The sequence below is a fragment of the Glaciihabitans tibetensis genome (genome assembly GCF_003003265.1).
GTDB lineage: Bacteria > Actinomycetota > Actinomycetes > Actinomycetales > Microbacteriaceae > Glaciihabitans > Glaciihabitans tibetensis.
The window spans coordinates 269,504-296,418 of record NZ_PVTL01000004.1 but is presented as its reverse complement, the minus strand read 5'-3'; the positions used below and the strand labels follow the sequence as shown (position 1 = coordinate 296,418).

Here is a 26,915-nt window from a genome sequence, read left to right as displayed (position 1 = left end):
CATGAAGCAGGCCTGCAGTGAAAGTGATCAGCTACAACCTCCGCAAGAACAGCGCTGTTGGCGAACTCATCGCCCTGGCCGAGAGGTACGAGCCCGACGTACTGTGTCTGCAGGAATGCGACACTCTCGAAATGCCTGGCGAGATCGGCCAGCTCCATCTCGTCGACTCGACCAAGCGCAACCGCCTGGGCCTCGCACTCTACTTTCGCCGCGACCGGTTCTCCGCCCTCGAAACCCGCGCGTTTGAGTTGAAGAAGTCGCTGCACGACCACGTCCTCCGCCCGGCACACGAGCGCCTGATCGGCACGCGACTGCACGACATCGCCGCGGACCGCGAGCTGGTCGTGGCATCGTTCCACGCGGCACCGCTCACGGCACTGAACTCCCTGCGCCGAAACCAGATCCGCTCCGCCCACGAGGAACTGAACGTCCTCGGCCCGAATCTCCCCACGCTGATGGTGGGTGACTACAACTACCCGGTCTTCAAGCGCCAGCTGAGCAACCGGGTGAAGGAGTCGGGCTACGATCTGACGCTGAGTGACAGTCGCACCTACACGCGCTACAAGTTCTTCCGCGGTCACTTCGACCTCGCCACATCGGTGGGTCTCACGATCGATAGCGTCGAAACGCTGCCGCAGGGGCAGTCCGACCACATGCCCATCCTGGTCACCTCGACGTACACGGACGCAGCCGCCGCCGGCGAGTCCGTGTCGCAGGAAGTCGCGTAGCAGCAGTCGGTAAGCGCGGCGGCCCTACCCGCCGCCCACCCGCCGCACACCCGCCGCACACCCGCCGCAATTCTCGCCGCAATACCATGGGGGGATGAAGCCCTTTCTGCTGTTGGCGACCCGCGCAGAAGAAGAAGCCGCCGACGACGAGTACCGCGGGTTCCTCGAGGCGGGTGGCCTCAAACCAGACCAGCTCGTCCGGCTGCGCCTGGACAAGGCGCCGCTGGGGAAACTGGACGTGCACGAGTACTCCGGCATCATTGTTGGCGGGAGCTCGTTCAACACGAGCGACCCGGTCGCGAGCAAAAGCGACATCCAGCTGCGGGTTGAAAACGAACTCGGCGATCTGCTCGACCGGGTGATCGCAGCGGACTTCCCGTTCCTGGGCGCCTGCTACGGCATCGGCCTGGTCACCGCCCGCCTCGGCGGCGTGGTCGACAGGCAGTGGTCGGAACCACCGGGACCGACCGCGGTGGAACTGACCGCAGCTGGCGCCCGCGACCAACTGTTCGGCGGCCTTCCTCCCCGTTTCGACGCATTTGTCGGGCACAAGGAAGCGTGCAGCCGCCTGCCGGAGGGTGCTGTGCTGCTCGCCTCCGGCCCACGCTGCCCGGTGCAGGCCTTCCGGATGGGGCGGAACGTCTACGCGACGCAGTTCCATCCTGAGCTGACGCAGGAGAGCATCATCACCCGGATCCGGATCTACAAAAACAGCGGATACTTCGATCCCTCCGAGTTCGATGACGTGATTGCAGAAGTGACCCGGTCATCCGTCACGGAGCCGGCCACGATCGTGCGGAAATTCGTCGAACAGTTCTCCTGAGATGATGAGAGGTATGGACCACCCCTCGCACCAGACCTCGAACTTTCGCGCAGCACGGGACCACCTGGTCGCTTTACGCACCGACCAGGCGCGGGCCGCTGCGGAATTTGTCTGGCCGGATGTCGGGGGCTCGTTCAATTGGGCCACCGACTGGTTCGACGTTATAGCCAGGGGCAACGCGCGAACGGCACTGTGGATCGTCGAAGAAGACGGTCGCGAGCAGAAGATCAGCTTCGACGAAATGGCGCACCGCTCCGACCAGGTTGCGACCTGGTTCACCGACCAGGGAATTCGCAGTGGAGACCACGTGATGGTCATGCTCGGCAACCAGGTCGAGCTGTGGGAGGCGATGCTCGCGATCATGAAGATCGGCGCCGTCATCCTGCCGACGAGCGAAATGCTCGGCACGGCCGATCTCGACGATCGCGTGCGCCGGGGAGACGTCGCCCACGTGATTGTGAACTCCCACGACGCGGCCAAGTTCGACGGCGTGGCCGGCACCTTCGGGCGAATCGCCGTGGGCGAGCCGACCCCGGGCTGGACTCGGTTCTCTGAGAGCCGGGATGTCGAACCTCGCCCGGTGGCTCACACCGTGGCATCCGACGACCCCTCCCTGATCTACTTCACCTCGGGGACGACCAGCAAACCGAAGATGGTGGTGCACTCGCAGACCTCGTACCCCGTGGGGCACCTGAGCACCATGTACTGGCTCGGGCTGCAGCCCGGCGACATCCACCTGGCCATCAGCTCGCCCGGCTGGGGCAAGCACGCGTGGAGCTGCTTCTTCGCCCCGTGGATCGCCGAAGCGACCGTGTTTGTGTACAACTACTCCCGCTTCGATCCCGCCGCGCTCGTGCAGCAGATCCACCGGGCCGGCGTGACGACGTTCTGCGCGCCGCCGACGGTGTGGCGGATGCTGATCCAGTCGCACATCGGCGAACGGCCGGAAGCGATGCGCGAACTGTTGTCGGCCGGAGAACCGCTGAACCCCGAGGTCATCTCGCAGGTGCAGCGCGCCTGGGGGCTGGTGATCCGCGACGGCTACGGGCAGACCGAGACCACGGCGATCGTGGGTAACGGGCCGGACAGCGAGCTGAAGGCGGGCTCGATGGGGCTGCCCCTGCCCGGAGTCACCGTTCGCCTGGTGGACCCGCTCACCGGGGAGGCCGCGGAGGAGGGTGAAGTGTGCCTCGACCTGGCCGTGCGTCCGGTCAACCTGATGATCGGCTACTACGGCGATGACGAGCGCACAGCGCAGGCGACCCGCGATGGCCTGTTCCACACGGGCGACGTCGCCAGCCGTGGCGCCAACGGGTACCTGACCTTCATCGGGCGCACCGACGACATCTTCAAATCGTCCGACTACAAGGTGTCGCCCTTTGAGGTGGAGAGCGTGCTGCTCGAACACCCCGCGGTCGCCGAAGCCGCGGTTGTGCCGGCGCCGGATGCCACTCGGTTGAACGTCGCCAAGGCCTACATCCACCTCGCCCCGGGGTGGGAGAACACCGCGGAGACCGCCTCGGCGGTGCTGCGTCACGCCCGCGAGGCGCTTCCGCCCTACATGCGGGTTCGGCGGGTGGAGTTCGCAGAGTTGCCGAAAACCAGTTCGGGCAAGATTCGCCGGGTCGACCTCCGGGAGCTCGAGATCAGCGCGGCTGCTGCCGGCGTTGCCCCTGAGGGCGAGTGGCGCGATGACCAGTTTCCGGAGATCCGGCTGCCGAGCTGAGCAGCAGCGCTGAACCTTAGCTAGCCCGCCGGCACCCGTTCCGCCAGGAACGCGTGCACCGCCGACACCACGACCGATCCCTCACCGACCGCGTTCGCGACCCGCTTGACCGAGGCGCGCCGCACGTCGCCGACGGCGAAAACTCCGGGGACGGATGATTCGAGCGCGGCCGGCGGCCGGCTGTGCGGCCACGCCCGGCGGCCGCCCTCGGCCAGAACGTCGTTTCCGGTAAGGACGAAGCCCCACTGGTCGCGCAGTATCTCGTCGGGCAGCCACTGCGTGTGTGGTGCGGCCCCGATGGTGATGAACAGCGCGTCGCTTCGAACCGTGGCATCCGCCCCACTCTGGCGATTGCGCACCACGAGGTGATCGAGTCCGTCGTTCGAACCCCCGCCCCCCACGACTTTCGCCTCGGTGGCGATGACCACCCCGGCCGCTGTGAGCTGGTCGATGAGGTACTGCGACATGCTTTCGGCGAGGGATGCGCCGCGCACGATGATCGTCACAGACGACGCGTACCGGGCGAGGTGGAGCGCGGCCTGGCCAGCAGAGTTGCCCCCGCCGACAACGTGCACGATCCTGCCTGCCTGAGCCTTGGCCTCGACCGCGGAGACGCCGTAGAAGACTGCGGATCCGACCCAGGGCTCCAGCCCGGCGAGGCTGAGCCTGCGGTAGGTCACGCCCGTGGCCAGGACGACCGATCGAGCGCGCACGGTGTCTTCGGGAGACACCCGAAGAGCGAACCAGTCCCGTTCGCTTGACATACCGATTACCTCCCGGGTGTGCGCGAACCGGGCGCCAAAGGTCCACGCCTGCTGGTAAGCGCGCTGGGACAGATCGGCGCCGGACACGCCCCGCGAGAAGCCGAGGTAGTTGCGGATCAACGAGCTCGAACCCGCCTGCCCTCCGACGGCGTCCCGCTCGACGACCAGCGTGTTCAGCCCCTCCGATGCGGCATACACTGCCGCGGCGAGCCCGGCGGGTCCGGCACCAACGATCGCGAGGTCGACGAGTTCGTCGGTGGGAACGGACGTGTCGAGCCCGATGGCCGTGGCCAGCTGGGTGTTGTCGGGTGCGACCAACACCCGACCGTCTCCCAGACGCACATTGGGGGATGCCGCGCTGTTCAGGGTGACCGACTCGAAAGGTACCGTCGCCCGCGACAGAAAGCGCCGGATCTCGTGGGTGCGCGGCAGTGCGTCATGACCGGCCACGGTGATGTCGGGTCGGCCGCCCGGGAGCGCGCCCGCGGCACGCTCCCACTCGTGCAGTAACTCGGTCACGGTGCGGTGGAAACCCTCGTCGCGGCTCTCGCGCGGTGTCACCACGTAGGAGTCGATGTGATTCGTCGCCATCAGCTCGAGCACCCGACGCGCGGTTGACCGTTCGGACCACGACCCCCAGTCAATCAGCAGCCCGCGACGGGAATCGGGAAAGAGGCGACGAGCGGCGGCGAAGAGAGGCTCGTCGCCGTCCGACAGCAGCAGGGCGAGCTGCTGGTGTTCCGCGCCGGCCTGGTCGAGGGTCGCCCGCGCGTTCGCGGGATTCGCAGCAACCACGATGCGGTAATCCGCCGGGTAGCGCCGCTGGAGTTGCCCGGCGACCAGGGACCGGGCGGTGGCAGACCCGGCCGACAGCACGATGAGCGGGAGGCTCGAGGGAGCTGGTTCCGTCATGGGTGCGCCTCTTCACTGCGGCTTCTTCACTGCGGCATCTTTTACTGCGGCATCTCTTACTACGGCTTCGTCACTGAATAGCTGTGAGTGTAACCCGCACGGGGGTGGACAGGTGAAGCCCCCGACCCTCAGAATTCCTGACATGACGACTGCTCCGCTTGGCATCCGCACGCCGGACCAACGGCTCCGCGTGTTCGTGAGTTCGACCCTCAAGGAGCTCGCGGAGGAACGCAAGTCGACCCGCTCAGCGGTGGAGCGGCTGCACCTCGCGCCGGTGATGTTCGAGCTCGGCGCCCGGCCTCACCCGCCGCGGGAGCTGTATCGGGCGTACCTCGCGCAGAGCGATGTGTTTGTTGGCCTCTACTGGGAACGATACGGCTGGGTGGCGCCCGGGGAGACGGTGTCGGGCCTCGAGGACGAGTACATCCTGGCTCCCGCCCTGCCGAAGCTGATCTATATCAAAGAGACGGCAGGCGAGCGCGAGCCACGGCTGGGCGAGCTGCTCAACCAGATTCGCGAGGATGACACCGCGTCGTTCAAGTACTTCTCGACCGCTCGCGAGCTGGCCGTGCTCGTGGAGGGCGACCTTGCGACCCTGCTCGCCGAGCGTTTCGACCAGAGCCGCCGTACCGAGACAGCGCCTTCGAGCGCGCCCGCGCCGACACCGGCGCCCGCCCGTCAGGAAGCACGGAGACTTCCGGTGCCACTCACCGAGCTCATCGGCAGGCAGACCGAGGTCGAAGCGCTGGAGCGCATGATCGGCGTGGATGGTGCCCGCCTCGTGACCGTCACCGGCCCGGGCGGGATCGGCAAGAGTCGGCTCGCAATCGATGTGGCGAGCCGGCTCTCCGGCGAGTTTGCCGGCGGCACCTATTTTGTCGACCTCGCGGCGGTTCATGACCCACTCCTGGTTGTCAACGCCATCGCGGACGCTCTCGGCATCCGCGATGCGGGGGACACCCCGCTGAAGGCCAAGGTGATTGGCGCGCTGCGCTCCCGCAAGATGCTGCTCCTGCTGGACAATTTTGAGCAGATCATCGATGCGGCAGACACCGTCAGCGAACTGCTCGTCGAAGCGCCGCAGCTTCACCTCCTGCTGACGAGCCGCACGCTGTTGCGCCTGAGCGCTGAGCGGGGTTTTGAGGTCGGTCCACTCGAGCTGCCCGCCCTGAGCGGGCGGGCCAGTCTGGCTGAGGTGATCGCGGCACCCGCGGTCGCGTTGTTCGTCGAGCGCGTCCATTCGGTCAAGCCGGACTTCGAGGTAACAGAGTCGAACTACATCGCCATCGGCAAGATCTGCGTCGCGCTCGACGGAGTTCCGCTGGCGCTGGAACTCGCCGCTGCCCGAGTGCGACTGTTGCCACCAGCGGCCATGCTCGCGCGCCTGAACCGGCGGCTACCTTTGCTCGAGGGCGGCCCGCGCGACCTGCCCGTTCGCCAGCAAACCCTGCGGCGCACGATCGAGTGGAGCACGCAGCTGCTCAATGCGCAGGAGAAGAACCTGCTGTCCGCCCTCGGTGTGTTCGACGGCGCATTTTCCCTCGAGGCAGTCGAGGCAGTCGCTGCGATGACCGCCGAGGCTCCGGAAACCATGCCGACCGACATCCTCACCCTGCTCGGACGACTCGTCGACAACTCGCTGGTGCGCCAGGAGGATCGAGGCGAGCACGCGTACTTCTCCATGCTCTCCACCGTCAAGGAATACGCGCTCGAAGAACTGCAGCGCGCGGGAACGCTGGAGTACCTCAGGCGGCGCCACGCAGACTACTTCGTCGCTCTCGCGACGGCGGCCTCCGGTCAGCTGCTCGGGGCACAGCAGGGGCGTTGGGTGGAGCAACTCGGTCACGATCGCGATAACTTGCGAAGTGCGGTGCGGTACCTGCTCGACAAAAACGACCTTCGTGCCGCCACCCGATTCGCCTGGTCGCTGTACATCTACTGGTGGGTGGATGGCAATCGCGGTGAGGTAGTCGGCTGGATGCAGGAAGTGCTCGATGCCGGCGCCCGTGACGGAGCGAAGCTGGATGGCCTGGCCCGGGCGATCGCGCTCTACTACACCTGCGCGATTTCCTTCTGGCAGGACCCGGACGATCGGGTGGTGCCCGGCCTGACCGAATCCGCCGAGCTGTTCCACGAAGAGGGGGATGCAGCGGGGGAGGCGCTCGCGCTCGTTTCTCTCGCGTTGGCGATGCTGGTAGCGCGCACCCCCGATCCGCCGCGGGCCGAGCAGGTGATGGAACGCAGTCTCAAGCTGTTCAGCGATTCGGGCAACCTGTGGGGCCAGGCGATGGCCCTGGTCACCATGGGGCGAGTCGAGCTGTTGCAACAGCGAACGACGGAGGCTCTCGAACGGTTCCGCCGCAGTCTGGCCCTGGCGCGACAGGTGAGCGACGAACTGGGCGAGGGCGTCGCGCTGAACCACCTCGGATGGGCCAGCCTGTTTCTCGGTGACCGGGACGCGGCTCGGAACGCGTTCAGCGAAAGTCTCATTCTGTCGGCACGGCTGGCGCACGGTGAGGGCATCGCCTACGGGCTCGAGGGATTCGTTGCTGTCGCGGCAGCCGGCGGGGACGTCGATACCGCGGGTGCGCTCCTCGGCGCTTCAGAGTGCCTGAGGGAACTGAACGGAATCTATAACGCGGGCAGTTTCTCTTTCCACAGCTCGTTTGTGGAGCAGCTGCGTGGGCCAGCGACGGCGCAGCAGTTCGAGGCCGCGCGGACGGCGGGGCGAGCGCTGACGTCCGCGGAAGCCGTCGATCTGGCGTTACGGGTGTAGGCGGCGAGATGGAACGTGACATGATCCACCCCTTCACGCGCGTGGTGGCGCTGGTGATCCTTCCGTTTCTTGCGGTGGCCGCGGTGTTGCTGATCGGGTTCGCCACCCGCACAGACGCCCTCTTCGCGTGGACGATTGCGCCTCCCCTCACCGCGATGCTGCTGGGTGCTGCCTACGTCGGCGGGCTGGTCTATTTCGCCAACCTGCTGCGATTGCGCCGGTGGCACCGGGTGCAGTACGGGATTCCCGCCGTCTTTCTGTTCGCGTCGCTGCTGGCAATCGCGACGCTGCTGCACTGGGACCGATTCCATCCCGGGCACCTCTCGTTCATTGTCTGGGCCGTGCTCTACGTGACCACACCCGTGCTGATCGTGGTGGTGTGGGTGCTGAACCGCACCGCGGACACGGGGAAACCCGAGGACACCGACATCCGCATTCCCCTGTTCGCACGATTGGCCTTCGCGTCGCTCGGCCTGGCATCACTGCTGGCGGGAGCGCTGCTGTTCGTCTTTCCCGCCGCGGTAGTGGACGTGTGGGCATGGGACGTGACGCCCCTGACCGGGCGGGTGGTCGGCGCGATCCTGACGCTGCCCGGCGCCGTCAACGCCTGGATGCTGGTGGACGACCGGTGGACTTCGTTCAAGTGGATGATGCAGGCGCAACTCGTCAGCCTCGCGTTCATAGTGCTGGCATTGCTCCTCTCCGGCAGTGATCTCCGCGGCGAGCGAATCGCGTCGCCCTTGTTCGTGGGGATGATTGGGGCCGCAGTGATCGGGTACGCCTGGCTCTACGTCTACTGCGAACGACGGCTCCAGCTCCAGCGCGTTGCGCCTCGTCACCCCTGACCCGGCCTGATGCAGCGTGGTGCAGCGCCGTGCAGCGCCAGGGTCAGCGCACCTGTAGCCTGAGCCCGTGTTCACGATTCTGACTCGCGCCGCGCGACTCGTCGCTGCCCGGTGGCCGGTGCTGCTCGCGTGGTATCTCGCGGGGTGGCTGGCCCGGTACCTGCTGATCGAGCTGGCGGCCACTTTTGGCGCGACCAGCGCCCTGGCCGGGCTGCTGATCATGCCGCTGGCCATCCTTGCGCGGCTTGCCAGCTACATCGCCATGTTCCTGACGCTCAGGGAGGCGATGCCCGCGTTTACTGACCTGCGCAGCAAGGGTGAGGATGCCGTCGACCGTGCGGCCGCCCCCGAGGACACAGCGCTGCCTGACCCGCGCGGCCGGGTGCAGGACATCTTCCTCGTCACCATCGTGCCGTTCTTCGCGTTCTACGCGGCCTGGCAGCTCCTCGCGGATGACACGATCCAGTACGCGCAATCCGCCCTGTCCAAGGTCAACGTGTTCGATGACAGACCCGGTGGCCGCCCGTTGGAACTCGAACTCAACGTGGCATCCATCTCGGTCATCGTCATCGCCTACGCCGGCCGGTACCTGCTCAAGCGGTATGCCTCCCGCTTGCCGCGGTGGACCAACCTCGTAGCGGTATACCTGGAGTCCGTCTGGGTCTACCTCACCCTCTTTCTCATCAGCACGTACACCAAGGACCTTCAGGGCTGGGTCGCCTCCCGGACGGCGACCCAGACGTTCGACGAATTCGTCGCGTCGATAGCTGCGGCGTTTGCCCCGCTCGGAGTGGCGATGGGCGGACTCGAATGGGCGGTCGCCCAGGCTGGCGGGCTGCTGCTCTTCCCGATCGCGTGGCTCACCCTGGCCGGCATCGTGTACGGGCGGGCCCTCGCGAAGCCGAAGGTGGCCTTCCCGACGACGCACCGCTATTACACCGGCGCCCGCAGCCGAATCCAGGCCGTGCCGCAGGGGGTACGCCGCAGGGCCAAGGACATCGGGGCCGACTTTGTGGGCCGCTGGACACCCCTGGCCAACGCTCTCGTGCTGATCTGGAAGGCCGGCGTGCTCCCGATGGGGCTGTTCGTGCTGGCGCACACCGTGCTCGAGTCCGCGACAACGTGGCTGCTCTTCGCCGGCGTTCGTATCATCGGCCCCCACGACCTCGTGTCCTGGTGGATGCATTTCGACGGGATGCTGCTGTTCGCCGTCAACGTGATCCTCGAGCCCCTGCAGATCTGCCTGATCGCGGCCGCCTACGACTTCTGCCTGCGCCGGCTCGAGGAGCGCCGCGAGGACGGCGCCGATCTAGAGCCGAAGGCTGAGGTAGCGGGGTAGTTCCTGCTCTACCTGCACCCCCATAGCCAGCTCGTCGCTGGCATCAGAGGGCACCAGAAAGATCGACTCCAGGAGGTAGGGGTCCACCGTTTCGCGTGTGCAATACGACTCGACACCCTCGCTCGCGCGGTAGTCGCTGAGGTCGGAGGAGGCGTTTGCCCAGCTGCGCTGGACGGAGGTGCCGTCCATCTCGTCGAGGCGAACGATGCAGAGGGGCGGCAGGCCGTCTGCGTCTAACCTGTCTGGAGTGACCTCCACCGTGACAAGGACCAGGTCGGTACCCCGGGGAATACCCGCATCCGCGCCCTCGTCGCTGCCCCACGGAATTCGACGCACGTCCGTCAGCTGCCAGCCGGTCCCCGCGTAGTCCGCGGGGTCGGCAGCTGCCACGGAAATGGCCTCCGTAGCGCGGGACCGGTCGTACGAACCCAGTTCGTTTGCGAAGGTGATCGCCACGGTTGCCGGCACCAACAACACGATTGCGATCAGGCCGAGAAAGTTCCTGCGCAGCCAGCGTTTCATCGGGCGTCCCATTCCGGGCTTTCGATGGCGAGGGTGTCCTCGACGGTCACGGCGGTCAGGTCCACGGGGACCACGATCAGCGAGTCGCTCCGCGGATCACCGTTGGCGGCGAGGTGGATGTGGGTGTCCCCGGCCGCTTCGGACTCGAGCACGGTCTCGGGAATCTCGAATACCAGTGTCCCGCGTCGTGGAATCCCGGTTGCCAAGGGCTTGAGCGCCAGGCTGGCAGTAGCGGGCCGGGTCGAGGCGCTGTACACCACCGATCCGATTTCGAGTTCGGCCGTTCCGAGCACAGCGCGGTTGTCATCGACGACCGCGGCGACGCTCACGTCGACCACCACCCAGATGCCCGAGGTCTCGCCCAGCCATCCCGTGTCGGCTCTCACCGAACGTGCGACACGCACCTCGGACACCGTGGCTTCGATGTTCCGGCCGGTCAGCGTCTCGTTGATCTCGCCGGGGACCGGAATCGGGCCCTGCCAGAATTCGTTCGACGGCGTGGTTTCGGTGACCACTGCTGCGGCCACGAGGAGGGCGATGAATCCGGCGGCGTGGCCGACCTGACCGAGCCAGTGCTGATTCCGCGAGCGTGGACGGAGCCTGTGGTGTCGGTTGGCAAGACGGCGCGCGGTCACGGGTTCTGCTCACTCTCGGCGGTGGCACCTGCGCCGACATCATTGACGGCAAGCTCCGTGTACGCCGCGACGAAGGGATCGATGAAGCGCTCGCCGTAGGCGACCCCTCCACCCCGCGAGTAGACCTTGTCGAAGATGTTGACTCGCAGCCTGGCCTCGTCGCTGAGCGCACCGGCGGAAACTTCCCAGATGAACGCAAGCTCGACGGGAACGCCGGGCTGGAGCGCGGGAGAGATCGTGCCATCGCTCACGATCGCGACGGTCAGTGGCTTTTCGTCGGCGTCGAGGCCGTCCACGTCCACGGGACGCAGGTTGTCTGCGGCGCCGACGCCATTGAGGGTGGGTACGGGCTTGTCCCAGAGGTTTTCCACGACCGCGCGCACCACCAGCAGGCGATTGCCCTCGGCGGGTTCAATGGATTGCGCGGGGAACGCGTCGATCAGCACGGCGCCCACCACGGAGATCTTCAACTCGGAACCAGCGAAGCTGTCGCCCGGCTTCAGTTCGGGGAGAGCGGGCGTGGCGGCGTCCGCCAGCCCCCCGAATGCGGCTGACGCGATGAGGAACAGGATCGACAGCCCGGTGATGAACCACTTCGTCGGGACCCGGTCGGAAAGCCGGATCGCTCGTGCCCTCCATGCGTTCGTGCGAGGTTGCGGAGCGGGCTCTGTCACAAGCTCAGACTAGTGGGCATCTTTCACCTCTCGCGGATAGGTTCCTCATAGAAAACGCCTGGCCACGGGCGCTGAATAGACATCGTCTGACTAGCTCGGTCTCGGGACCGGCCCAGTGACAATGTTTCCAGCTTGTGACGTTGTTTCGGGTTCGTAAAACCTCGCGGAAATCGTTGCGCGGGATGCCGTGGTTAGGCGAGATTTAGTCCAGTTGGTCAGTTGACCAAGTCGCTCGACCCACTCGATCGCGTGGGTCCCGGGATTGAACGCGGTGCCTATGAACGCTGGAGTGCCCGCGGATGCTGGAGTGCATGTGAACCCTGAAGTGCCTGTGGATGCCGGAGTGCCGGTGAACGCCGGGATGTCGGTGAACGCCGGGATGTCGGTGAACGCCGGAGTGCCGGTGAACGCCGCCGCGCCCGTGCGTCGCATGCCGGTGGCAGGCCGCCGCGACATCCTCATCGAATCTGCAATTGTGGTGATCGCGAGGGACGGCCTTGCCGCCAGCACCACTCGGGCGATCGTCGCGGAGGCCGGGATGTCGCTCGGGAGCTTCCACTATGCGTTCGAGTCCCGCGACGCCCTGCTCGAAGCGGTGATTGAGCGCGTGACCGGCGACGAGAGGATGGCCGCAGAAGCAACCCTGGTCACCGGGGGCACGCGCCCGCAGTTGCACACCGTGCTGCTGCGCGGCATTGAGCGTTACATCGAGATTCTGGAGGCGCATCCCGAGCGTGAGCAGGCGCTGCTCGAGCTGCACCTCTGGGCAACACGCCGCCGCGAGTCTGTGGCCGGGGCCACCGGGCAGTACCGGGCCTACTATCGCTCGGCCGAGCACCTGCTGCAGCTGGCGAGCGTCGCCGCCGCCCAGGAAATCACCGTGCCGTTGGCAGAAGCCGCCCGGCTCCTGGTGGTTGTGCTCGACGGGATCACCACCACGTGGCTCGCCGACCGCGACGGTGCGGCGGCTCGGCGGTCGGCAGCTCTCGCGGCAGCGGCGCTCGCGGCGCTCGCCGCCGCGCCGTCTAATTCCGCCTGATCAACCTACGCCTGACCCACCATCGCTCCCGTCTACCTCCGCCTGACCCTCCGCCGCCTGACCCTCTCCCGCCTGACCCTCTCCCGCCTGACCCTCGCCCGCCTGACCCTCCATCGCACCGTCCACGACAGAAGGATTCGCCCGTGCCGACTGAACCGCCCACGTTTTCGTCCCATCCCGCGACGGAGAGTCGCTGATGCTCACTGAAACGGATCCACGCGTCACCGCCTACATCAACATGTATTCGGTCCTGGGGACGCTCCCGCTGCTGGCCGAGCTGGTTCCCGAAGCAAAATCAATCCTTGCCGGCGTAAAACATCCCACAACGATTGCGTTCCGGGTGGCCGGAGGACCACGTGAATCGCTTACATTCACCCGGAACGACGTGCGGCTTGGCAGCGCACCGGGGGCCTCGGCCGTTTCACTCGCCTTCACTTCGGTCACACATTTCAACCGGGTCATTGCCGGCACCGCCCAGCCGATCCCGTGGGGACTGCCCGCGCAGCTGCGGTTCCTCACCGCGGTCTTCAGCCCGCTGACCGACCTGCTCGGTCGCTATCTTCAGCCGACCGACGAGTTTCTCGCCGACCCGGAGCGTCGCGAAACCAGCATCATTCTGACGATGCATGTCGCGGCGTCCGCCCTGGCGCAGGTGGCCAATGAAGACCGCAGCGGCAAGTTCAGCGCACACAACACTCCGGACGGAGACGTCGCGCTCGAGGTGACCGGCGCCCTCGCCTATCACCTCCGAATGCGCGATCACCACGCCACGTTTGTCGCCACGCCGTCACCGTCTCCACGCGGCGTGCTGACGTTCTCCAGCCTCGAAGTCGCGGGCGGGATACTCTCCGGCGACCTCAGCGCGGTGGTGTGTATCAGCGATGGTCGCTTGTCGATGCGCGGGTATATCGCGATGGTCGACAACGTCAACCGTATCCTCGACCGCGTCGGTCACTATCTCGGGAGCAAGTGAACATGACAACGCCTTACCAGTACACCAACAGCCGCGCGGCATTCGACCGGGCACTGAAAGTCATCCCCTCAGGCATCTACGGCCATCAGGGTCCCACCGAGGGATGCTACATTCCCCAGTCGTCCTACCCGCTCTTCTCCGCGCGGGCGGAGGGCAGCCGGTTCTGGGACGTGGATGGAAACGAATACATCGACTACATGTGCGGCTACGGACCCAACGTGCTCGGGTATGGCGATCCGGACGTGGAGGCCGCGGCATCCGCGCAACGCGCACTCGAAGATGTGGCCACCATTCCGTCGACGATCATGGTCGAGTTCGCCGAACTGCTCGTCGACACGGTCGCCAGCGCCGACTGGGCGTTTTTCGCGAAGAACGGAGGGGATGTCACCACTCTCGCGGTGATGACCGCGAGAGCGGCGACCCGACGGAAGAAGATTGTGTTCATCAAAGGCTTCTATCACGGAGTCGCCCCCTGGACGCAGAAGCTGGATTACCCGGGGGTTCTCGAGGAGGAGGTCGCGAACAACCTCTACGTCGACTTCAACAACCTCCCGGCGCTGGAGCGGCTGCTCTCGGAGAACCGCGGGCAAATTGCCGGCCTCATCGCGCAGCCCTATATGCACGGCAACTTCGTCGATAACGCCCTCCCGGCTGCGGGATACTGGCAGGCAGTGCGTGCGCTCTGCGACAGCCACGGCATCGTGTTGATCATCGACGATGTGCGCGCCGGCTTCCGGCTTGACCTCGCCGGATCCGATCACTTCTTCGGCTTCAAGGCCGACCTGATCTGCTTCTGCAAGGCCCTCGCGAACGGCTACAACGTGTCGGCGCTCTGCGGAACCGAGTCGCTGAAAGACACCGTCAGCAGCCTGAGCTACACCGGCAGCTACTGGATGAGCGCGGTGCCCTTCGCCGCGGGCATTGCCACAGTTACCAAACTGAAAGAGCTCGACGCTCCCGCGCAGTTTGCGCGACTGGGCACCGAGCTGACCACCGGGCTGGTTTCTGCGGCTGCCGAAAACGGATTCACCCTGATCACCTCCGGCGCACCTGCGCTCTTCTACCTGAGGATCGCCGACGACGATTCGCTGATGCTGCACCAGGAGTGGGTGGCGGAATGTGTGCAACGCGGAGTGTTCTTCACCTCGCACCACAACCACTTCATGAACGCCGCGCTTACCCGGACCGACATCAACCACACCCTCGAGATCGCTCACGAGGCGTTCGGGATCGTGCGCGCCCGGCACCCCGAACTGGTGGCGACGGCGTGAGCCCGGCGTCGCCGCGGGTGCGCCTGCCCGGTAAAAGTGCGAGCGGGGTCGTATCGCTCCGCCGCACCCGCCTCGCGGTGAGCGCTGCCTACGCTGCGCAGGGCCTGGGGTACGCCGTTGTTGTCACCGCCCTGCCCGCGCTCAAGGGAAGGCAGGCGATCGATGACACCGCGGTGTCGCTCATCATCCTCCTGGTGTGCATCGCCGCAGCCGCCGGATCCGTCTGCGCAGATCGTCTTGCGGCCCGCAGCGGCAGTGGAACGGCACTGGCGCTCGGACTGATCCTGCAGACCGTCGCGTTGGCCGGCATCGCGGCGCCGGTCGCCTTGCCCGTGTTCGTGGCCGCCTTCGCCGTGTACGGCGTTGGGCTGGGAATGGTGGATGCCGCCGGTGCGATGCAGGGGGTGCTCGTCCAGAGGCGGTTCGGCGCGTCGGTAATGGCGGGTTTCTTCGCCTGCTACACCGCTGCAGCCATCGTCGGTGCATTGCTGATGTCTGTGCTCTCCGGGAGTGCGCTGCCGGAGAGCGCGCTCGGCGCAAGCGTTGCGCTGGTCGCGGCCGCCGTTGTTGCCCTGGCGGTATCACTGGTGTGCCGCGGCTGGTTTGATGCGCGCCTGACCGGAGTGCAGGGTGCTGCGTCGGCCGCAGACGGGAGCGCAGCGGCATCCGCCTCGGCTGCAGCGAGCGGCGCAGCGAACGGCGCAGCGAACGGCGTGGTGCTGATTCGACGACCACCCCTGCCGCGGCGGGGCATTGCGGTGTTCGGCCTCGTGGTGCTTGCCGCATTCGTGGTCGACTCGGCCGTGAGCACCTGGAGCACCGTCTACCTGCACGACGTGCTGCTCAGCTCCGCCGCGGTCGCGCCGCTGGGCTACGCCGCCTACCAGGCTGCCATTCTGGTCACCCGCCTCGGCGCCGACCGTGTGGTGCGGCGGTACGGCCGGGTTGTGCTCGCCATCGCGACCGCGCTCCTCGCGATGGTCGGGCTCGCGCTGGTGGCTGCTGTGCCGTCGGTCTGGGCAGCGGTCTTCGGTTTCGCTCTCGCGGGATTCGGGGTGGGCGCCCTCGTGCCGCTCGCTTTCAGCGCGGCGGGCGAACTTGACCCGGAACGCAGCGACGAGATCATCGCCCGGGTAAACCTGTTCAACTACGCGGGCGCGGTACTCGGAGCCGTCCTGGTCGGGCTGCTCGCGGAGGGTCCGGGCCTTGCGACGGGGTTCCTGATCCCGCTCGCGTTGCTGATCCCCGTGGTGCTGTTCGCGCGGCGCTTCATCACCACGGCATCCACGTCATAAATCGACGGTCCTGAATCGCAGGTCCTGAATCGCAGTCGTGAACCACGCTCCTGAACCACGATCCTGAACCAGGGGGCGTTGTTCGTGACGGTTGGCGCTCCTACCATGGCGGGAAAGCACCCCACGACCCAGTGCACCACCGAGCCCTGCAGGAGCGCGCCATGCCGACAATCACCCCGTATCTCTGGTTTGACACACAGGCGGAAGAGGCCGCCGAATTCTACGTCTCAGTGTTCGACGATGCGAAAATACTCGACATCTCGCGATACGGCGAGGGTGGGCCGGTACCGGCGGGCACCGCCCTCACCGTGACCTTCCAGATTGGAGACCAACGCTTCTCCGCGCTCAACGGCGGTCCGGCGTTCAGCTTCACCGAGGCCGTCTCGTTCCTCGTTGACGCCCCGACCCAGCCGGAGATCGACGAGCTGTGGAACAAGCTCACCGCCGACGGCGGAGCGCCCTCCCAGTGCGGCTGGCTCAAAGACAAGTTCGGACTGTCGTGGCAAATCGTGCCGCCGATTCTCGGACAGCTGCTGTCCGATCCCGATCCGGCCCGGGCGGGTCGGGTGATGCAGGCGATGCTGCAGATGACGAAGCTTGACATCGCCCAGCTTCAGGCCGCCGCTGACGCGGGATAGCCCGCGGTCAGTCGAGTTTGGTGAGCGCCGTCAGCGACATCGTCGACGACTGTCCGTTCTGGCAGGTCTGGTAAATGAGATCGTATCCATGGGGGATGTCGGCGACGGTTGCACGGCGTTGGTTCAACATCATCACGATCCCATCTACCCGGTAGGTGCCGGCGCGTTCTCCCGTCAGGGTGATGATTGTGCCCGGTTCGTCCGGAAAGTTCTTGCCGCCGCACGACCAGTGTTCAGCGATAGCGGGGGTGCCGTAATGCGCGGTCAGGTCAACCGATCCCTTGCATTCGTCCAGTTCGGGGATCCACCCGACCGCGTGCACATGGTTGGTATACCTCTCTCGGAGGATGCGGTCCTGCTCGCTCTGCCAAACAGCCATTGCGGCGGTGACCGCTGCCACCGGACCGGCCAGTTGATCAGCGACGGTCGATACATCGGTCACGGTCGTGAGGCTCAGAGAAGCCAACGTGGCGGCGCTCTCGCGGAGTCCTGATCCCGAGTCCAGCACGCCAACCTCAACGAAAGCGGCGGCTTCCGCGCGCTCGCTGGTCGCAGTCAATTCGCCCGCTGCGTCCTTCACACGACTCTCCGCGGCGGTGATTGCGTCGGCCAACGCTGTTCGGGAGTCTTCCGTGAGCACCTTCCCTTCGCTGTCCGCGAGGGTCGTTTTGGCGCTCTCCAGCGCGGACTGTGCAGAGTCGAACGCGTCCCCGGCGTCGGCCCTGGTGCTCAAAAACTCCGCGTACTGCGTGTCAAACACCGATTGTGCCGCGCTTCTGGCCGCGCTGAGGCCGACGAAACCGGCACCGCCACCGACGCTGAGCGCGAGAACGGCGGCCACAGCAATGATCCAGCGGCGATTGCGGTGGGGTCGATTGCGGTGGGGGCTGCTGCTATGGGGCTGGCGTTCTTGGCTAGCCGCGCCGTGCAATTCATCCATGTCGCCCCCGCTCCAGAACCGCCGACACGGTCGGCGGCAGCGGAATGATGCCGGTCGTTCGGGTGGTTCCAGTCTGCCCGATAAAACGGTCTTCGAGGGCGGGATACGGCGGAAAAGTGCCAATTGCCAGCCCTGTTGGCGGCGCGAGTGGCTCGTTACGGTGGCCCCAACGGCGAGACGACCGGAAGCAAGTTCGGACAGGGTGAGGTGAACGTGAGAACACGGCGTGGCGGCGGGTTCAGATTCGGTTTCGGTTTTGCAACTGCGGTTCTGGTCGCGGGGGTGGTCGGCGCGGCATCACCCGTGGTGGCAGCCGCTCCAGACCCAGCCGCTCCGGTGCCAGCCACTCCCGTGCCAGCCGCTCCAGACCCAGCCACACCCGTGGCCTCCGCACCTGTCCCGCCAGCGGACCCACTTGTTGTGGCGCAGTCGATCACGGGCGAGGCGGTTATGCGCCACCTGGAGCAGTTTCAAGCGATCGCAGACGCGCACGGCGGTAGCCGGGCCCTCGGCACGCCGGGCTACGCGCTCACCGCGCAATACATCGAACAGCAGTTGCAAGGCGCCGGCTACACAACGAAGAGAGACGAATTCGAGGTTGTCTCTCAGGAGATCCTGAAGTACGCGGTGACAGTCGACGGCATCACCTCCGCGCCAGCAATGGGCGTGCCGTTCGGCGCGACCGTCGGCACCGGCCCGGACGGCGTTGACGGAACAATCGTGCGCCCGGTGGATCTGGCCGGGGAGGGATGTCGGGCGAGCGACTGGGCCGGGGTCGACGCTGTCGGCGAGATCGCCCTGGTCACCCTTGGTGCGTGCAGCTTCCTCGAAAAGTCCATGGCCGCGGCAACGGCGGGCGCCGACGCCCTCATCGTGGCCAACACCGCGGACGTCGGACTCGCCGGTGAATTCAGCGAGCAGGACGCACTCACCATTCCGACCATCGGGGTGAGTGGAACCCAGGCGGCAGCACTCACCGCAACCGCCGGCACAGTTCTCGGGATCACCATCGTTGAGCGCACCACTCGTATTCCGACCTTCAACGTGCTCGCGGAGACATCCACCGGGCACCGCACCAACACCGTGATGGCCGGCGCCCATCTCGACAGCGTTCCCGCCGGTGCGGGGATAAACGACAACGGGTCGGGATCCGCGGCGCTGCTGGAGACGGCCCTCGTGCTCGCGAAATCCGGCGAACTGAATAACCAGATGCGCTTCGCGTGGTGGGGTGCCGAGGAAGTCGGGTTGGTCGGGTCGATCAACTACGTCGGCGAGCTTCTCCAGAACGACCCGAGCGAGCTTGAGCACATGGTGGGGTACCTGAATTTCGACATGGTCGGCTCGCCCAACCACATCATGGGCGTGTATGACGCAAACCAGTCCAGCTATGCTGCCCCTCTCGTGGTGCCACCGGGTTCGCTGCGAATTGAGAAGTTGTTCACGGACTACTTCGACTCGATCGGCCAGCCGTGGGTGGACACGCCGTTTGACGGGCGAAGCGACTACTTCGGGTTCCTCCTCACCGGAGTGCCCTCCGGCGGACTGTTCACCGGAGCGGACGGCATCAAAACACCAGCAGAGGCCGCGCTGTTTGGCGGAACAGCTGGCCTGCCACACGATCCGAACTACCACACGGCGGGCGATCGTCTCGCGAACGTCGATCCCGCGGTGCTTGACGTGGCGGCACGGGCCATCGGGTTCGTGACGACCACGCTGGCGATCGACGACCCCGCGATCGACGGCTCTGCGACTGACGGCTCTGCGATCGCCGGCCCCGCGATCGTCGGCCCCGTGGCCAACGGCCCCGCTGTGAACGGCCCCGCGATCAACGGTGTGGCGCCGGGTAATTAAGGCGCAAGCCCGTTCGGGAGCGGGATATCACTCAGGATGCCACGGCGCAGGCAGTGCGATACTGGGGCATCGCCTCCCTCACCAACATCCTGCCCGCCGGTCCGTTCGCCGTTGCCACCGTCGCGCCTGACACGGTACGAACGGCAGGGTTTCCGATCGACGGCGTCGACGTTCCCGCGCTGTTGGGGCGGACGCAGCCACTGGACGTGCCAACCGCCGTCATGGTCGCTCTTCTCGTCGGCGCAGCAGCGCTGAGCCTCCCGCGGTTCAGCTGGCAATATTTCGGTTTGTTCACCACGCTGGTGCACGAACTCGGCCACGCCTTCGCTGCGCTTCTGAGCGGTCGTCGGGTGAGTGGCATCCGTATTCATCGCAATCATGCGGGTTCCGCGCGGACGGTCGGGCGGGGCGTGCTCGGCACCGTGATCTCGGGATTCTTTGGGTATCCGACCCCGGCACTGGTGGGCGCCGTGCTGTTCTGGTGCGTGCTCACCGGGTACCAGAATGTGGCGCTGGTGGCGGGAACGGTCGTGGTGGCCCTGACGTTGCTGTTCATCCGAAACTGGTTTGGCGCGCTCGTGGTTGTCATCTCGGGCGCGACCAGCGCGGCAATCTGGCTCTACGGTTCGCCCACGGTACAGGGCTACACACTGCTCGTGGTCGGAGTCGCGTTGATGGTGGGTTCGGTCCGCGCATTTGTGGGCGTCGTCTCCGTGCACACCTCGCGACGCCGGGAGCTGGCGAGCTCCGACGCTTACCTGCTCTACCAGCGCACGCGTATCCCGTCTCCGATCTGGTTGCTGCTCATGGCGGCGGTCATTGGAGGCAGCCTCTATTTCGCCGCCACCACGTTCGCGATGACCGCAGCCTGACCCGGGGTTCAGGGTGAGGTTGGTTCGGGGTGAGAGTGAGGTTGGGTCGGGGTCGAGGTTGAGTCGGGGCCGGGGTTGAGGTTGAGCCGCTGTCGGGGCCGGGGCCGGGTCGGGCTCGAGGGGCGCGGCGCCGAAGGGCAACCGAACTCGCCTGAGCGCGCCATAACTGTGAAAAGTTCAGGACTTTCGGCCCTGAATCTGACGCGTGGATATAGGTTGACTATGAATTACAAAGCAACCCTTGACGAATAGGAAACACCGTGTCGACCACACTCGCACCCGCAACCACTGCCACCGCGCTAACGCTCAGCCCCACGAAGGCAATCGTCGTGCGGTGGATCGGCTACGCCGCTCTCCTCGGAGCGCTTGTCATGATCATCGGTGGCGGCACGGTCTGGGGCATCGTTACCAGCCAGCTCAAGGCCGAAAACATCACCGTCAGCGAGGACGCGGACTTCATGCCCGGCGCCGCGGTTCAGGGCCCGTTCAGCGCCTACGCGCAGGCGACGATCATCAACCACCACGCGCTTGAAATGTCGGACGGCAAGACCTACGCCGAGCTCGAGCAGGACGACCCGACCCGCGCCACCGTGATGAACGCTTCGTTCCTCCGGGCCTCGCTCTTCACCTCCGTCGTGTCGTACGGCGTGTCTGCCCTCGTCATTGGCGTTGGCCTCCTCTTCGGTCTCTTCGGCTGGGCGATCATCTCAGCAGTGCCGGCCTCGAAGAAGAACAAGGCGTAACCACCTCCACTCTCGAGTCAGTCGAGAAGCGAACCACGCGCTACCGGCATCAGCCGGTGGCGCGTGGTTTTCTCGTTAAGCCCGCCCGCGCCCCATCGCCGGCGTATTAGGCTGAACAAAAAATTCGCCAACGACGTAACGGGGAGAGCGCAGTGGGTTTGTCCTCTCGCCGAATACGGGTTATCGCGGGAGCGCTCGGGTTGGTTCTGATCATTGGTGCCGGATCCGCTGCTCTCGCAGCGCGCGTGCCCGCATCGGATTCACCGAGCGAGCGCACGTCACAGGAAGCTCTCACCCCCGACGCGAAGAGGGATGCGATCACCACGGAGTTCTCGGCGGCGGCAGCAGCGGCGGCAGCGGCAGCGGCTTCCGCGGCAGCAGCGGCAGCAGCAGCAGGCGCAGGTCCGCTTGCTGTTCCCGCATCGACAACTGCCATCGCGGGCTGGCTGCACGCTGATGGTGCGACACTGCGCACGGCAGACAACGAGCCGTATGTTATCCGTGCGGTGTCCTGGTTCGGCATGGAGACCTCCAACTGTGCTCCGCACGGACTGTGGGCGATCAGCCTCGACGCCGGACTCGCCCACATAAAGTCGATGGGGTTCAACACCGTTCGACTTCCGTTTTCGAACGAGTGCCTGGCCTCTGCGTCGACAAACTCGATCAACTACGAGCTCAACCCCACGCTCGCGGGAAAGCCTGCAGTAGACGTGATGGACGCTGTGATCGCGACTGCGAAGGCGCACAGCCTCAGCGTCATCCTCGACCGTCACCGTCCGGACTCGGCGGGGCAGTCGGAGCTCTGGTACACGGACGGGTATAGCGAGGCGCGCTGGATCAGCGACTGGCAGGCATTGGCCACGCGCTATCGGGACGAGCCCGCGGTAGTGGGCTTTGACCTTCACAACGAACCTCACGGCGCGGCGTGCTGGGGCTGCGGTGACCCTGCCACGGACTGGCAGGCCGCGGCCACCCGTGCGGGCAACGCCGTGCTGGCCATCAACCCCCGCGTGCTCGTCATCGTCGAGGGAATCGAAAGGCAGTCCAACGGTTCATCAACCTGGTGGGGTGGTGGGCTCTCCGGCGTGAAGACGGCTCCCGTCACTCTCGACCTGCCCGGCCAAGTCGTGTATTCGCCGCACGACTACCCGGCGTCGGTCTACGAGCAGAAGTGGTTTTCCGCCGCGAACTACCCCGACAACCTCACCACGGTGTGGGACGCCAATTGGGGCTACATTGCGAAATCCGGCATTGCTCCTGTGCTGCTGGGGGAGTTCGGCACGACGCTGCAGACCCGCTCGGACGAGCAATGGCTGGCAGCACTGGTGAACTACCTCGGCGACACCGGAATCAGCTTCGCTTACTGGTCGTTCAACCCGAACAGCGGCGACACGGGTGGACTGGTGCAGGACGATTGGGTCACACCGCAGGCTGCGAAGCTCGCCGCGCTCGCCCCTCTGCTCGGCCCGAGCCAAGCTCCGGCCGCGCCCAGTCCGAGCGTGTCTACTCCGACCCGGCACACTCCGACCCCGCACACTCCGACCCGGACCACTCCGACCGCGACGCCCCGCCCCGCGCCAGCACCCGTCCCCAGCTCCCCGGGGACAAACCCGGGGACAAACCCGGGAACGGGCACGATCGGCGTGCCGAGCGTGCAGGCCGAATGGGCGCTGCAGAGCTCCTGGGAGACCGGTTACGTGGCTGACGTGAAGATCACGAGCGCCACGGGAGCGAGCTCATGGACTGTCAGCTGGAACGATCCCGCGGTCACCCGGGTGCTGAACTCGTGGGGGATGAGCTGCACGGTCGCCGTGGGCAGCTCGATCACGTGCACGGGTGTCGACTGGGCTGCGTCGCTCGCTCCGGGTCAGACACACACGGTGGGGCTTCAGGTCGAGGCCTCGGCCGCGCCGCAGTCGCCGACGCTGACCGTGACCGACTAGAACCGTGCGAGAACCCGGCCCGCGATGAGACCGTGAGCCGCTAGAAGACCGTGAGCCCGCGCGCACGGAACTGGTCGCGGACGCGCTCCTGCAGCGCCTTGTCCGGGGGAGTGACGCCGTGGAGCTTGTACTCGAGGCCCAGCTGGTTCCACTTGTCTTCGCCCATCTGGTGAAAGGGCAAAACCTCCACGCGGTCGACGCTTGGCCACCGCATGACGATGTCGGCGGCGGCCTCGACGTTCTCGACCGCGTCGGTGAGGCCGGGAACCAGCACGAAGCGGATCCAAATTTTGATGCCCCGTGCGGCCAGGCGATCGCCGAACTCAATGGTCGGAGCCAGGTCGCGCCCGGTGACCTCCTTGTACGTTTCGGGGAGGCCAGACTTCACATCCAGCAGTACGAGGTCGACGTTGTCGAGGAGAGCGTCTGAGGCCCTTTTGCCCAGGAACCCGGAGGTGTCGAGAGTGGTGTGAATGCCGAGCGCACGGCACTCGGCGAAAACGCGCTTTACGAACGCGGGCTGCATCAGCGGTTCACCGCCGGAGATGGTTACTCCGCCGCCGGTTACCTTGAAGATGCCGCGGTAGTGCTCGATGCGTCCCATGATCTCTTCGATCGTGGTGATCTGCCCATCGCGCATCTTGAGGGTGTCGGGGTTGTGGCAGTACTGGCAGCGCAGGGGGCAGCCAGAAAGGAAGAGAGTCATCCGGGTTCCGGGGCCATCTACGGCCGTCACGAGCTCCCACGAGTGCACACTGGCCACGCCGCCGGTGCGCAGCGCCTCGAGTTCCTGGTGCCGCACGTCCGCGGACAGCTGCGGCTTCTCGACGGAGTTATCTACCGTGTGGTCCTTGAACTCCGGGTCTTCGATGGAAACCACCGGACACGCGAGTGTGGGCAGTCCCAAGTTGACAGCCGTCATCAGATACTTCCTTATATTGGGCGTGGCCGCCGAGTTACCTCGGCGGCCACGGTTGTGTGGATCGGAACTAATGCGGGATCCAGACCCCGATCCGATTGTGGTGCGGGTGTGAAACTAGACGCCGGCGTGGAACGTGCGGCTGATGACATCCATCTGCTGGTCGCGCGTCAAACGAACGAAGTTGACCGCGTAGCCCGATACACGAATCGTCAGCTGCGGGTAGTTCTCCGGGTTCTCCATTGCGTCAAGCAGGGTGTCGCGGTTCAACACGTTGATGTTCGCGTGGTAACCGTTCGAGACGACCATTGCGTCGAGCAGGCCAACGAGGTTGGTGATCTGTTCGGGCTTCTCGCGACCCAGTCCGGTCGGAACGACCGTGTTGGTGAGCGAGATGCCGTCCTGTGCCTGGTCGTACGGCAGCTTCGCAACGCTAAGCGCGGAGGCGAGCATCCCGTGGGTGTCGCGACCGTTCATCGGGTTGGCACCGGGAGCGAAGGGCGCTCCGGCGCGGCGACCGTCTGGGGTGTTTCCCGTGGCCTTGCCGTAGACGACGTTCGAGGTGATCGTCAGCACAGACTGCGTGTGGAGTGCGTCACGGTAGGTCTTGTGCTTGCGGATCATGGTCATGAACGCCGTGGTGATTTCCACCGCGATCGCGTCGACCCGGTCGTCGTCGTTGCCGAATGCCGGGAACTCGCCGTCGATGGTGTAGTCGACGATGAGGCCGGTTTCGTCGCGAACGACGCTGACCTTGGCGTACTTGATGGCAGACAGCGAGTCGGCGGAGACGCTTAGGCCGGCGATTCCGCAGGCCATCGTGCGGAGGATCTCGCCATCGTGCAGCGCCATCTCGAGACGCTCGTAGGCGTACTTGTCGTGCATGTAGTGGATGCAGTTAAGCGCGTCGACGTAGGTCTCGGCGAGCCACTCGAGGGTGACCATGTAGTTCTTCCACACGGAGTCGAAGTCGAGGACCTCGCCCGCGAACGGCGTGGTCGCCGGGGCGATCTGCTTGCCAGACTTCTCGTCGCGTCCACCGTTGATCGAGTACAGCAGGGCTTTCACCGTGTTGACGCGGGCACCGAAGAACTGCATCTGCTTGCCGACCCGCATCGGGGAAACGCAGCATGCGATCGCGGCGTCGTCACCCCAGGCATCACGGATGAGAGCATCGGATTCGTACTGGATTGCCGAGGTGTCGATCGAGACCTGGGCGCAGAAGCGCTTGAAGCCCTCGGGGAGCTTTTCGCTCCAGAGAACGGTCAGGTTCGGCTCGGGGGCAGGGCCAAGGTTGTACAGGGTCTGCAGGAAGCGGAACGCGCTCTTGACGACGAGCGGGCGCCCGTCTTCACCGACGCCACCGATCGACTCGGTTACCCAGGTGGGGTCTCCGGCGAAGATGTCGTCGTACTCCGGGGTGCGAAGGAAGCGCACGATGCGAAGCTTGATGACGAGGTCATCGATGAGCTCCTGGGCGTCTTCCTCGGTCAGAACTCCGGCGTCGAGGTCGCGCTGGATGTAGACGTCGAGGAACGCGGTGTTGCGACCGAACGACATCGCTGCGCCGTTCTGCTCCTTGATTGCACCGAGGTAGGCGAAGTACAGCCACTGCACCGCTTCCTTGGCGTTGGCGGCCGGACGCGAGATGTCGGCGCCGTAGGTCTTCGCCATGGCGATGAGTTCCTTGAGCGCCTTGACCTGCTCGGCGTTCTCTTCGCGGTCGCGAATGGTGTTCTCGGTGGAGAAGCCCATGTCGAGGGTCGCGCGCTCAACCTTCTTCGCGGCGATGAGTGCGTCCACTCCGTACAGTGCGACACGGCGGTAGTCGCCGATGATGCGGCCGCGCCCGTATGCGTCGGGGAGGCCGGTGATCAGGTGGCTGCTGCGCGCACGGCGCACGGCGGGCGGGTAGACGTCGAAGACGCCTTCGTTGTGCGTCTTGCGGTAGGTCGTGAAGATGTGCTCCAGCTCGGGGGAGACGTCGTAGCCGTAGGTCTCAAGCGAGGTAGCGACCATCCGCCATCCGCCGTAGGGCATGATTGCGCGCTTCAAGGGGGCGTCCGTCTGGAGTCCGACGATGAGTTCGTTCTTCTCATCGATGTAGCCGGGCTTGTGCGCCGTGATGGTCGAGGGGGTCAGCGCATCGACGTCGTAGACGCCCTTCGCGCGCTCTTCCGGGAACTTGTCGGAGAGGATTTTCCAGATGCCCAGTGTGCGCTCAGTCGCTCCGGCGAGGAACGACGCGTCGCCCTCGTACGGGGTGTAGTTCTTCTGAATGAAGTCACGAACGTCGATGCCGTCCTGCCAGACGCCGGGGGTGAATCCCGCCCAGCCCGCCTGAGATTCGTTGTGCTCACGGCTCTCGCTGTGCATGTTCTCTGTGATCGTCAACTCGATCGCCCTCCTATTGGTGTATGAGTTTCCCGGCACATCCGGATTGCAGATGTGCACGAGCCCAGTGGGGGCGATCACGAGGCACTGCCGGGTGCAACCTTGCGCCGTGATTCGTCCTCGTTCTCGAGGCTACGCGCGTGTTGTCGGCCGATTAGGGCAGAAAGTCCCGATCGGGGGATGATTCGGCGCCTCGATCGCCCCGAATCAAGCGACTCCTGCCGTGATAGGGACTAAAGTCCCGACCTCCGCCTGCCGCCAATAAGAAATGAGAAATATATCGGATGCCGCGG

At 65.8% G+C, this 26,915-nt stretch carries 22 protein-coding genes; 15 read left to right on the top strand and 7 right to left on the bottom strand.

Features of this window, described 5'->3' with window-relative positions:
* Positions 1-17 precede the first annotated feature (17 nt).
* From B0I08_RS09455 to B0I08_RS09445, 3 genes are all read left to right on the top strand, one after another.
* The gene (locus tag B0I08_RS09455) at positions 18-728 is read left to right on the top strand and encodes an endonuclease/exonuclease/phosphatase family protein (RefSeq protein WP_106212140.1); all 711 of its coding nucleotides are present in this window, start codon (positions 18-20) and stop codon (positions 726-728) included.
* 94 nt (positions 729-822) lie between these two features.
* Complete coding sequence (locus B0I08_RS09450; protein WP_106212138.1) at positions 823-1,551, top strand: glutamine amidotransferase; 729 nt, start codon at positions 823-825, stop codon at positions 1,549-1,551.
* Positions 1,552-1,564: 13 nt separating this feature from the next.
* Positions 1,565-3,277, top strand: coding sequence for an AMP-binding protein (locus B0I08_RS09445; protein WP_106212136.1), 1,713 nt, complete (start codon positions 1,565-1,567; stop codon positions 3,275-3,277).
* 20 nt (positions 3,278-3,297) lie between these two features.
* Here the strand turns inward: B0I08_RS09445 and B0I08_RS09440 are convergent, their stop codons facing one another.
* Positions 3,298-4,953 carry an NAD(P)/FAD-dependent oxidoreductase gene (locus tag B0I08_RS09440; RefSeq protein ID WP_106212134.1) on the bottom strand — a complete coding sequence of 552 codons (1,656 nt, stop codon included), beginning with the start codon at positions 4,951-4,953 and terminating at the stop codon, positions 3,298-3,300.
* 142 nt (positions 4,954-5,095) lie between these two features.
* Between B0I08_RS09440 and B0I08_RS09435 the strand changes: the two genes are divergently transcribed.
* The 3 genes from B0I08_RS09435 (at position 5,096) to B0I08_RS09425 (ending at position 9,913) form a co-directional block, all read left to right on the top strand.
* Positions 5,096-7,729 carry a DUF4062 domain-containing protein gene (locus B0I08_RS09435; protein WP_181243359.1) on the top strand — a complete coding sequence of 878 codons (2,634 nt, stop codon included), beginning with the start codon at positions 5,096-5,098 and terminating at the stop codon, positions 7,727-7,729.
* A gap of 20 nt (positions 7,730-7,749) precedes the next feature.
* Positions 7,750-8,574 carry a hypothetical protein gene (locus tag B0I08_RS09430; protein WP_245884727.1) on the top strand — a complete coding sequence of 275 codons (825 nt, stop codon included), beginning with the start codon at positions 7,750-7,752 and terminating at the stop codon, positions 8,572-8,574.
* A 67-nt stretch (positions 8,575-8,641) separates the two neighbouring features.
* Positions 8,642-9,913, top strand: a complete 1,272-nt coding sequence (locus tag B0I08_RS09425; protein ID WP_106212128.1) for a hypothetical protein — start codon at positions 8,642-8,644, stop codon at positions 9,911-9,913.
* On the opposite strand, the gene B0I08_RS09420 is transcribed toward B0I08_RS09425, so the two are convergent.
* The 3 genes from B0I08_RS09420 to B0I08_RS09410 are packed head-to-tail and all read right to left on the bottom strand — an operon-like array spanning position 9,884 to position 11,744.
* Positions 9,884-10,435, bottom strand: coding sequence for a hypothetical protein (locus tag B0I08_RS09420; protein WP_146134375.1), 552 nt, complete (start codon positions 10,433-10,435; stop codon positions 9,884-9,886). The two genes, B0I08_RS09425 and B0I08_RS09420, sit on opposite strands and share 30 nt — an antisense overlap.
* Entirely contained in the window at positions 10,432-11,070 is a 639-nt protein-coding gene (locus B0I08_RS09415) for a hypothetical protein (protein WP_106212124.1), read from the bottom strand. Before B0I08_RS09415 ends, B0I08_RS09420 begins: the two co-directional genes overlap by 4 nt.
* Positions 11,067-11,744 carry a hypothetical protein gene (locus B0I08_RS09410; protein WP_106212122.1) on the bottom strand — a complete coding sequence of 226 codons (678 nt, stop codon included), beginning with the start codon at positions 11,742-11,744 and terminating at the stop codon, positions 11,067-11,069. Before B0I08_RS09410 ends, B0I08_RS09415 begins: the two co-directional genes overlap by 4 nt.
* Positions 11,745-12,021: 277 nt before the next feature.
* Between B0I08_RS09410 and B0I08_RS09405 the strand changes: the two genes are divergently transcribed.
* The 5 genes from B0I08_RS09405 to B0I08_RS09380 all read left to right on the top strand — a co-directional run bounded on the left by B0I08_RS09405 (position 12,022) and on the right by B0I08_RS09380 (position 16,960).
* Positions 12,022-12,783 carry a TetR/AcrR family transcriptional regulator gene (locus B0I08_RS09405; protein ID WP_245884726.1) on the top strand — a complete coding sequence of 254 codons (762 nt, stop codon included), beginning with the start codon at positions 12,022-12,024 and terminating at the stop codon, positions 12,781-12,783.
* A 196-nt stretch (positions 12,784-12,979) separates the two neighbouring features.
* A complete protein-coding gene (locus B0I08_RS09395; RefSeq protein WP_106212120.1) occupies positions 12,980-13,756 on the top strand; it encodes a hypothetical protein in 777 nt (258 codons plus the stop codon).
* 2 nt (positions 13,757-13,758) lie between these two features.
* Positions 13,759-15,027, top strand: a complete 1,269-nt coding sequence (locus tag B0I08_RS09390) for an aminotransferase class III-fold pyridoxal phosphate-dependent enzyme (RefSeq protein WP_106212118.1) — start codon at positions 13,759-13,761, stop codon at positions 15,025-15,027.
* Positions 15,024-16,322, top strand: coding sequence for an MFS transporter (locus B0I08_RS09385; RefSeq protein ID WP_245884725.1), 1,299 nt, complete (start codon positions 15,024-15,026; stop codon positions 16,320-16,322). The genes B0I08_RS09390 and B0I08_RS09385 overlap by 4 nt, the downstream gene beginning before the upstream one ends.
* A gap of 161 nt (positions 16,323-16,483) precedes the next feature.
* Positions 16,484-16,960, top strand: coding sequence for a VOC family protein (locus tag B0I08_RS09380; protein WP_106212116.1), 477 nt, complete (start codon positions 16,484-16,486; stop codon positions 16,958-16,960).
* A gap of 7 nt (positions 16,961-16,967) precedes the next feature.
* Here B0I08_RS09380 and B0I08_RS09375 read toward each other — a convergent pair whose 3' ends face one another.
* Entirely contained in the window at positions 16,968-17,801 is an 834-nt protein-coding gene (locus B0I08_RS09375) for a hypothetical protein (protein ID WP_106212115.1), read from the bottom strand.
* A gap of 519 nt (positions 17,802-18,320) precedes the next feature.
* Here B0I08_RS09375 and B0I08_RS09365 point away from each other — a divergent pair.
* The 4 genes from B0I08_RS09365 to B0I08_RS09350 all read left to right on the top strand — a co-directional run bounded on the left by B0I08_RS09365 (position 18,321) and on the right by B0I08_RS09350 (position 23,309).
* Entirely contained in the window at positions 18,321-19,751 is a 1,431-nt protein-coding gene (locus tag B0I08_RS09365; protein ID WP_146134374.1) for a M28 family peptidase, read from the top strand.
* A 53-nt stretch (positions 19,752-19,804) separates the two neighbouring features.
* Complete coding sequence (locus tag B0I08_RS09360) at positions 19,805-20,623, top strand: M50 family metallopeptidase (RefSeq protein WP_245884724.1); 819 nt, start codon at positions 19,805-19,807, stop codon at positions 20,621-20,623.
* 260 nt (positions 20,624-20,883) lie between these two features.
* Positions 20,884-21,366, top strand: a complete 483-nt coding sequence (locus B0I08_RS09355) for an aromatic ring-opening dioxygenase LigA (protein ID WP_245884723.1) — start codon at positions 20,884-20,886, stop codon at positions 21,364-21,366.
* A 152-nt stretch (positions 21,367-21,518) separates the two neighbouring features.
* Positions 21,519-23,309, top strand: coding sequence for a cellulase family glycosylhydrolase (locus tag B0I08_RS09350; protein WP_245884722.1), 1,791 nt, complete (start codon positions 21,519-21,521; stop codon positions 23,307-23,309).
* A gap of 40 nt (positions 23,310-23,349) precedes the next feature.
* On the opposite strand, the gene pflA is transcribed toward B0I08_RS09350, so the two are convergent.
* Positions 23,350-24,231: a pyruvate formate-lyase-activating protein gene (gene pflA / locus B0I08_RS09345; RefSeq protein WP_106212108.1), complete on the bottom strand. Its 882-nt coding sequence runs from the start codon at positions 24,229-24,231 to the stop codon at positions 23,350-23,352.
* 114 nt (positions 24,232-24,345) lie between these two features.
* Positions 24,346-26,604 (bottom strand): formate C-acetyltransferase, encoded by a 2,259-nt coding sequence (gene pflB, locus B0I08_RS09340; protein ID WP_106212310.1) that lies wholly within the window; start codon positions 26,602-26,604, stop codon positions 24,346-24,348.
* Positions 26,605-26,915: the final 311 nt, after the last annotated feature.

Coding starts and splice junctions, on each gene's coding strand:
- B0I08_RS09450 (WP_106212138.1), top strand. CDS start 823: ATGAAGCCCTTTCTGCTGTTGGCGACCCGCGCAGAAGAAGAAGCCGCC.
- B0I08_RS09445 (WP_106212136.1), top strand. CDS start 1,565: ATGGACCACCCCTCGCACCAGACCTCGAACTTTCGCGCAGCACGGGAC.
- B0I08_RS09440 (WP_106212134.1), bottom strand. CDS start 4,953: ATGACGGAACCAGCTCCCTCGAGCCTCCCGCTCATCGTGCTGTCGGCC.
- B0I08_RS09435 (WP_181243359.1), top strand. CDS start 5,096: ATGACGACTGCTCCGCTTGGCATCCGCACGCCGGACCAACGGCTCCGC.
- B0I08_RS09430 (WP_245884727.1), top strand. CDS start 7,750: ATGATCCACCCCTTCACGCGCGTGGTGGCGCTGGTGATCCTTCCGTTT.
- B0I08_RS09420 (WP_146134375.1), bottom strand. CDS start 10,435: ATGAAACGCTGGCTGCGCAGGAACTTTCTCGGCCTGATCGCAATCGTG.
- B0I08_RS09405 (WP_245884726.1), top strand. CDS start 12,022: ATGAACGCTGGAGTGCCCGCGGATGCTGGAGTGCATGTGAACCCTGAA.
- B0I08_RS09395 (WP_106212120.1), top strand. CDS start 12,980: ATGCTCACTGAAACGGATCCACGCGTCACCGCCTACATCAACATGTAT.
- B0I08_RS09390 (WP_106212118.1), top strand. CDS start 13,759: ATGACAACGCCTTACCAGTACACCAACAGCCGCGCGGCATTCGACCGG.
- B0I08_RS09380 (WP_106212116.1), top strand. CDS start 16,484: ATGCCGACAATCACCCCGTATCTCTGGTTTGACACACAGGCGGAAGAG.
- pflA (WP_106212108.1), bottom strand. CDS start 24,231: ATGACGGCTGTCAACTTGGGACTGCCCACACTCGCGTGTCCGGTGGTT.
- pflB (WP_106212310.1), bottom strand. CDS start 26,604: ATGCACAGCGAGAGCCGTGAGCACAACGAATCTCAGGCGGGCTGGGCG.